Below are 7,169 nucleotides of genomic sequence, written 5' to 3'. Positions count from 1 at the left end.
AGACCTGAAAACGACCGGTTCCGCACATCAACACAATACAAGGTCGGGTTAGCCCAAAGGGCGTAACCCGACACGCGCCATCGTTTCACGCAACCCGGGATGTCGGGTTACGCCCTGCGGGCTAACCCGACCTACGGTATCTGGTCGAGTGGACGCTGGCGGCGGACAAGGTGATTCCCTTCTAGCGGGGTGGGGCGGCGGTGTGGGGGCGTTCGGCCCCCAAAGCCATCCACAGGCAGCGTTTCTTCACGAATATATCGATCTTTGCGGCAGGAAACGTCGTTTCAGCCCGAGAAATAACGATTCAGCGCCTGAAACGCGCTTTACGGCGCGCGCAACGCAGTTTCATGGCGCGTGGATTCAGTTTCAGGCGCTGAAACGATCATTCGGCCGCTGAAACGATGATTCAGGACCCGAAACCTCGATGCGGAGGCGGGCAAGCCGGTTTCAGCGCACGAAACGATGTTCGCCCGCCTGCAGGCGTGTTTCGCTGCCGGATGACCCGGTTTGGCGGGCGCCGATGCCTGGCCTCCACGGCTTCATTGCCTCGTCCTGCCCGCGGGCGGTGCGGGGCATCGGCCGGGCCGGCCGGGCTTTAGTGGCGCGAGAACAGATCCCGCAGCTTGCACAGGGTGGTGGTGATATCGAAGCGCTGGTCGGGCAGGGGCTGGCCGGAGACGATGCGGGTGATGACTTCGGCGGGGTCGGTCTCGCCGGTGAGCATCACGTCGGTGCCGCGGGTGCGCATGTGGCGCACGAAGCCGTCGCCGGCGCTGGTGGCCACCACCAGATCCACCCCGTCGAGGGGGTGGGGGGCGTTGTCCTTGAACACGTGCAGCACCTGCTCGGCGGAGAGGTCGATCTGCCGGGGGGCGGGCAGCAGCTGGCCGGGGGCGTATCGGGCGAGGTCGTAGAGCAGCCAGTGGCGGGCCTGGCCGGCGTGGCCGCCGACGGTGGCGAAATCCCGGGTGGCGATGGCGATCTTCATGGTCGGGGGCGGGGCAGTGGATGGGTTCAGGGGGCGGGCCGCAGGGTGACGGCCACGTCCCGGGGCGGGGCGAAGTAGGGGCTGCTGGTGACGAGCACCCCGGCGCCGGCCCGGGCGAAGTCTTCGGCGTTGCCGGCATTCACCCCGCCGGCGGCGGCGATCAGCGGCGGGCGGGGCATGCGCGCGGCGATGGCGGCGATGCGGGCCACCGCGGCGACGGGGAGTTTCTCGAGCTGCAGCACATCCGCGCCGGCATCGAGCCACAGGGCCGCTTCGGCTTCGTCGCCCACTTCCACCACAATGCGCCGCTCGGGCCACGCATCGCGCAGGCGGGCGAGGGTGGCGGCGGGGGATTCATCGAGAAAGGCCCGGTGCTCGGCAAACACCAGCAGGGTTTCGGAGAGGCTCAGGCGGTGGGGCGTGGCGCCGCCGCACAGGATGGCCTTGATGGCGGCGGCCTTGGTGCCGGGAAAATTCTTGCGGGTGCACGCCACCGCTGCCGCCGGGTTGCCCCGCCGGGCCGCGGCCACGATGGCGGCGGTGGCGCTGGCGATGCCCGAGAGGGATTCCATCAGGGTCTGGCTGGTCTTCCACACCGCGTGGAGATCCGCCGCCCGGCCTTCGAGGCGCAGGATGAGCTGGCCGGCGTCGAGCACGCTGCCGCTGGCGGCCACCGGGCCGGCGATGATGAGATCGCGTAGCTGGCCCATGCGGGCGGCTTCCTCGCTGCCGCACAGGGTCATCGGGCCCCGGGCGCGGTATTCGAGCACGCCGGGGCGATCGGCGATGCCCAGGGCAAAGGTGGTGGCGTCGCCCTCGGGGGTGTCTTCGCCGAGGATGGCTTCGAGGGCCGGGTCGGGCAGCCGGTAGGGCGACATGAACGGGCGCTACACCGGGCAGGTGGGCGAGAAGCTGTAGAAGCCGCGGCTCACGGTGCCGTCGCTGCCGCACACGGTGCGCCGCCAGGTGAGCCAGCGGTCATCCCGCAGGCGCCAGGCGCGCAGGGTCTCGCCCCGGGTGACGACGGTGTAGAAATCCTCGTCGTTGTCGGAGCGGGTTTCGGTGAGCACGTAGCTGTGGTGGTAGAAGCAGCGCAGGTCGTAGGCGTCGTAGCCGAAGGTGCGGCTCGCGGCCAGTTCGTATTCCCGGTGCACCGTGAAGCTGATCGGGGCCACCACCATGTCGCGCCAGGCGGGGGGCAGGTCGTCGAGCCAGCGGGCGTCGTCGCGCTTCTCGCTGCGGGCGGCGGACAGGTTGAGGCGGGGCGGCGGGAAGAACATGGCGAGGCGGCCTCCTCAGGCGTCGAAATGCATCCTGAGCCCGTCGAGCACGCGGGCCAGGGGCTGGTTCTCGATGCTGCTGGGCATGTCGGGCAGCGGGTTGGGGTATTCGTAATACACGCCGTAGGTGCCGGGGCGCTGCCCGTGCAGGAAGACATGGGCGCGCAGGCGGTCGAGCTCGGGGTGGCGCAGGGTGACGATGGCGGGGTCGGTGCCGCTGTCGGGTTCGATGTCGCAGGCTTCGCCCAGGGCCGGGTCGAAGGAAACGAGCAGGCGGCGCAGGGCGCGGTCCTTGGGCAGGGCCCAGGCGTTGGTGTTCATGGCAGCAGCTCCGGTCGGATCTGGGCGAGCCAGGTGTCGATGCGCGCTTCGGTGAGCACCGGCTGATTCACCTGGTCGAGGGCGAGGCCGAGGAAGTGCTCGCCCTCCAGCGCCCGGGAGGCGTTGAAATCGTAGCCGGCGGCGGGCCACTGGCCGATGAGCCGGGCGCCCCGGTCGCTGAGGGCTTCGTGGAGGATGCCGATGGCGTCCACAAACACGGCCGGGTATTTCTTCTGGTCGCCAAGGCCATACAGGGCGATCACCTTGCCGGAGAGGTCGACCCCGGCCAGCTGGGGCATGAACTCTTCCCAGCTCGGCTTGAGGCCCACCGACTCGCCCGGCAGCTCGCCGTCGCCGTAGGTGGGGCAGCCGAGGATCAGGGCGTCGTGGGCGAGGAATTCCTCCAGCGTGGCGCGCCCGATGTTGACCGGCGCCGCCGCCACGTCGCCGAGCTTCTTGGCGATCTGCTTGGCGATGAGGCGGGTGCGGCCGGTGTCGGTGCCGAAGAAGATGCCGATGGACGTCATGGCGCGGAGGCTCGAAGGTCAGTGGCTGGGGGGCGGGTCTTGGGTGAGCTCGTCGGGCAGGCAGCCCACTGGGTTGCCGAGGCTGCCGTCGGCGCCGGTCTCGAAGCGCACGAGGTAGATCTCGCGGCTCGGGTCGACTTCCGAATGACCGAAGTGCACCACCACGCCGCGGGCGCCGGCGGGGGCGATCAGGCCTTCTTCCTCGTCGATGCCGGGCATGCCGCCATCGTTGAGGATGTCTTCGGCCGCGAAGACCATGTCGCCGATGTCGTACTGGGTTGCGCTCATGGCATCAGCTCCAGATGTCGGCCGGGGCCAGCAGGCGCTCGACCGGGGCGTCGAGGAGCAGGTGTTCCTCGATGATGGCGGAGACGTCGCTGGGCTTGATGCCGGTGTACATCACGCCTTCGGGATAGACGATGGCGGTGGGGCCGGCCTGACAGGGGCCGAGGCAGCCGGTGTTGGTGAGCTGGAAGCCCGAGGCCCACAGGTTGCGGGTGGTGAATTCGTCCGAGAAGGCCTGCCAGACCTGGCCGCAGCCCTTGTCCTGGCAGGAACCGCGCGGGTGGCCCTGGGGGCGGCCCTGGACGCAGACGAGGATGTGTTTTTTGGGTTTGGGCATTTTTGTGGCTCCTGAAAGTGCAAGTGCTGGGGTCAGGAGCCTCTCGTGCAAGTTGAGTGCCAGATTTTTTGTCTGGCAAATCAGCGGCTTGCCGGCCATGCGCGATGTCGCAAAGCCGACAAGCGGGTCAGAATTGCTTCACTTCGATGTTGAGGGTCTGGATGCGGTAGGCGATCTGGCGGGGCGTCATGCCCAGCAGGCGTGCCGCCTTGGCCTGCACCCAACCGGCTTGTTCAAGCGCTGCCACGACCCGCTCCTTCTCGGAGATGCCCGGGTCGTTCAGATCCACGTCGGCCGGCGGCCGGGCGGGGACGGGGCTGCCCAGGCCCGTGTCGCGGGGCGGGCGGGCCGGCTGGCGTTCGCGGGTGCTGGGGAAGCGGATCAGATCCACGTCGATGACGCCATCTTCCGACAGCACGGCAGCCCGCTCGAGACAGTTTTCCAGCTCGCGCACGTTGCCCGGCCACTCGTGGCTGGCGAGGCGGCGCTGGGCCATGTCGGTGAGGGTGAGCTTGCGCTTCTGTTCGCCGCCGATCTTGGTGAGCAGGTGGCGGGCGATCTCGGGGATGTCCTCGATGCGCTCGCGCAGCGGCGGCAGGAACAGGGGCATCACGTTGAGGCGGTAGAACAAGTCTTCGCGGAAGTCGCCGAAATCCACCGCGGCTTCCAGATCCCGGTGGGTGGCGGCGACGATGCGCACGTCCACCTTCACGGTGCGGCTGCCGCCGACGCGCTCGAACTCGCCTTCCTGCAGCACCCGCAGCAGCTTGGCCTGGAAGGAGGGCGAGATCTCACCGATCTCGTCGAGGAACAGGGTGCCGCCGTTGGCCTGCTCGAAGCGCCCCTTGCGGGCCTCGACGGCGCCGGTGAAGGCGCCCCGCTCGTGGCCGAAGAGCTCGGATTCGAGCAGGTTCTCGGGCAGCGCCGCACAGTTGAGCTTGACCATCGCGTTGCGGGCGCGGGGCGAGTTGTAGTGGATGGCGTTGGCGATGAGTTCCTTGCCGGTGCCGGTCTCGCCGCGGATCAGCACGGTGGTGTTCCACTTGGCCACCAGCCGCGCCTGGTCGAACACCCGGCGCATCACCGCCGAGCGGCCGACCATGCTGTCGAAGCCGAACTGGTGGCGCACCGTACGGCGCAGCAGGTCGCGCTCTTCGACGAGGCTGGATTTCTCCTGCTCCACCTCCAGCGACAGGCGCAGGGCCTGGCCGATGAGGTTGGCGACCATCTCGACGAACTGGCCGCGCTCCTGGATCAGGCCGTCTTCCGGTGCCTCGGGCTGCACCGCCAGGATGCCCTGGAGGTTGCCGCCGACCTTGATCGGCACCGCGATGAAGGGCAGCTCCTGCTGGTAGATGCCCTGGCGGTTGAGGAAGCGCGGCTCGTCGGCGACCCGGGCGAGCATCACCGAGCGGGGCTTCTCGAGCATCAGGCCGAGGATGCCTTCGCCGGGCTGGTACTGCACGCCGGTGGGGCCCGTGGGGTGATGGAGGGTGTGGGTGATGAGGTTGCCGGTCTGGGCATCGACGACGCCGATCATGCCGGCGGTGAGGCCGGCTTCGTCCTGCAGCACCCGCAGCACGTCGCGCAGGGTCTCCTCGAACACCAGCGAACGGCTGAGGACCCGGCTGACCGCGTAGAGGGCGGCGAGCAGCTGGATGTTCAGCTCGTGGGTGCGGCAGTAGCCGCCGGGGGGCGGACAGTCCACGGAGTGGATCACGTGTTCGTGCATTCTGCTCTCGTCGTTGTGTCTCAGATCGGGTCGCCGTCCAGGCGGAACTCGACGACCACGTGGCAGCCGCCGCCGGGGCTCTCGTCCAGGTCGATGATGCCGCCGTGGTCCGAGACGATCTGCTGGGCTCGCGACAGGCCGGTGCCGAGGTGGCGGCTCGCCCCCGTCTTGGCCGAGAAGAAGGGCTCGAAGGCCCGGTGGCGCAGCTCGGCCGGGATGCCGGGGCCGCTGTCGGTGACGGTGACCACCATGCAGTTGCGCACCACCGAGGTGGCGAGGGTCAGCTCGCGGCGTTTCCAGCCCTTGGTGTCCATGGCTTCGATGGCGTTATCCACCAGCGCCTTGAAGAGCATCCGCAGCTGCAGCGGGCGGCCCAGCAGGGGCGGCAGGGTGGCGGCCGGGTGCCAGTCCACCACCACGCCGGCGCGCAGCAGGCGGGGCGTGCACACTTCCAGCACGTCGCGCAGCAGCTCGTTGAGATTGACGCTGAAGACCATCTCCGGCGCGCTGGGCGGGATCACCAGGCGCAGGGATTCCATGTGCTCGCGGCCGGCGGAGAGGGCGTGCTTGAGCAGATCCGCGCTGGACGGGTCGCGCCGCTGCAGGATCGAGACCGCCGAGGCCATCACGTTCATGGGTTCTTCGAGCCGGAAGATCGCCGCCGAGAGGCCCTCGCGCAGGGCCGCGGTGCGCTCTTCCTCGGCCATCGCGGCCTGCAGGGCGGCGGTGCGGGCGCGCTCCTGCTCGGCGCGCAGGCTGGTGACGTCGGAGATCACCAGCAGCAGCCCGGGCTGGTCGGACGAGGCGAAGTAGTTGTCGGCGTTGTCGCTGTGGATCTGGATCATCGAGGTGGTCACCGACAGCCAGCGGGGCCGGCCGTTGCGGTGGTCCACCCGGGCTTCGCGGTTCTCGAAGACGCAGGTGGCGATGTCGTCGGAGAGCTGGGTGCGCCAGGTGCCGAGCACGCTGTCGAGCAGGGTGTGGGCCGGTTCGGCCACCCGCAGGTCGGTGACGAGCTTCTTGTAGGCCTGGTTGTCGAGCAGCACTCGGCCCTTCTGGTCGAGGAGCGCGATGGCGATCGGGGCGGCATCCACCACCGATTCGATCAGCGCCTTCTGGTTGCGCACCATCTGCTCGAGCCGGTGGAACTCGGTGATGTCCCGGTGCATGCCGAGGTAATGGGTGGTCTTGCCGGCGGCGTCCACCACCGGCGAGATGGTCAGCTCGGCCAGGTACAGCTGGCCACTCTTCTTGCGGTTGAGGAGCTTGCCCGACCAGGGCCGCTGCTCCATCAGCGCGGTCCACATCGATTGGTAGATCTCCCGCGGGGTGGTGCGGTTGGAGAGCATCGACTCGTTGTTGCCCACCACCTCGCCCGGGGTGTAGCCGGTGACCCGGGTGAAGCTCTCGTTGGCGAAGAGGATGTTCGCCGCGAGGTCGGTGATCGAGATGGCCAGATCGGCCTGGTTCACGGCCTGGAGATAAACCTCCGGCGGAAGCTTCGGGCTGGGTTGCGCGTGTTGAGCCGCGAGGCATTTGGCTGACGGCATGAATTTGGCTCCTCGGGTGTGCGTTTCTCGGATCGGACGCTTCTTTGGTTTGCCGGAGCATCTTCCGTGCCGTGGTGCACAAAAATGCCCGCTTCCCGCGGCTGGCGCGGCAGACGGCGGGTTTTCGGGGCAAATGCGACATAAACGCC

The 7,169-nt window shown here is 68.6% G+C and carries 9 protein-coding genes; all 9 read right to left on the bottom strand.

Features of this window, described 5'->3' with window-relative positions; translation table 11 throughout:
* Positions 1 to 595: 595 nt before the first annotated feature.
* Positions 596 to 988 (bottom strand): hypothetical protein, encoded by a 393-nt coding sequence (locus Q0672_RS14905; protein ID WP_298623382.1) that lies wholly within the window; start codon positions 986 to 988, stop codon positions 596 to 598.
* A 26-nt stretch (positions 989 to 1,014) separates the two neighbouring features.
* Complete coding sequence (gene modD, locus Q0672_RS14900) at positions 1,015 to 1,866, bottom strand: ModD protein (RefSeq protein ID WP_298623380.1); 852 nt, start codon at positions 1,864 to 1,866, stop codon at positions 1,015 to 1,017.
* A 9-nt stretch (positions 1,867 to 1,875) separates the two neighbouring features.
* The gene (locus Q0672_RS14895; RefSeq protein ID WP_298623377.1) at positions 1,876 to 2,268 is read right to left on the bottom strand and encodes a hypothetical protein; all 393 of its coding nucleotides are present in this window, start codon (positions 2,266 to 2,268) and stop codon (positions 1,876 to 1,878) included.
* Positions 2,269 to 2,283: 15 nt separating this feature from the next.
* Positions 2,284 to 2,589: a hypothetical protein gene (locus Q0672_RS14890; protein WP_298623375.1), complete on the bottom strand. Its 306-nt coding sequence runs from the start codon at positions 2,587 to 2,589 to the stop codon at positions 2,284 to 2,286.
* Positions 2,586 to 3,116, bottom strand: coding sequence for a flavodoxin (locus Q0672_RS14885; RefSeq protein WP_153161132.1), 531 nt, complete (start codon positions 3,114 to 3,116; stop codon positions 2,586 to 2,588). Before Q0672_RS14885 ends, Q0672_RS14890 begins: the two co-directional genes overlap by 4 nt.
* 18 nt (positions 3,117 to 3,134) lie before the next feature.
* The gene (locus Q0672_RS14880; protein ID WP_153161133.1) at positions 3,135 to 3,404 is read right to left on the bottom strand and encodes a nitrogen fixation protein NifZ; all 270 of its coding nucleotides are present in this window, start codon (positions 3,402 to 3,404) and stop codon (positions 3,135 to 3,137) included.
* 4 nt (positions 3,405 to 3,408) lie between these two features.
* On the bottom strand, positions 3,409 to 3,738 hold the full coding sequence (locus tag Q0672_RS14875; RefSeq protein ID WP_298623371.1) for a (2Fe-2S) ferredoxin domain-containing protein: 330 nt from the start codon (positions 3,736 to 3,738) through the stop codon (positions 3,409 to 3,411).
* Positions 3,739 to 3,865: 127 nt separating this feature from the next.
* Positions 3,866 to 5,470: a nif-specific transcriptional activator NifA gene (gene nifA, locus Q0672_RS14870; protein WP_298623368.1), complete on the bottom strand. Its 1,605-nt coding sequence runs from the start codon at positions 5,468 to 5,470 to the stop codon at positions 3,866 to 3,868.
* Between the two features lie 20 nt (positions 5,471 to 5,490).
* A complete protein-coding gene (gene nifL / locus Q0672_RS14865) occupies positions 5,491 to 7,020 on the bottom strand; it encodes a nitrogen fixation negative regulator NifL (protein ID WP_298623365.1) in 1,530 nt (509 codons plus the stop codon).
* Positions 7,021 to 7,169: the final 149 nt, after the last annotated feature.

The sequence above is a fragment of the uncultured Zoogloea sp. genome, assembly GCF_937894855.1.
Lineage (GTDB): Bacteria > Pseudomonadota > Gammaproteobacteria > Burkholderiales > Rhodocyclaceae > Zoogloea > Zoogloea oryzae.
The sequence above is the reverse complement of the archived record's forward strand: the minus strand, read 5'-3'. Positions and strand labels throughout refer to the sequence as shown.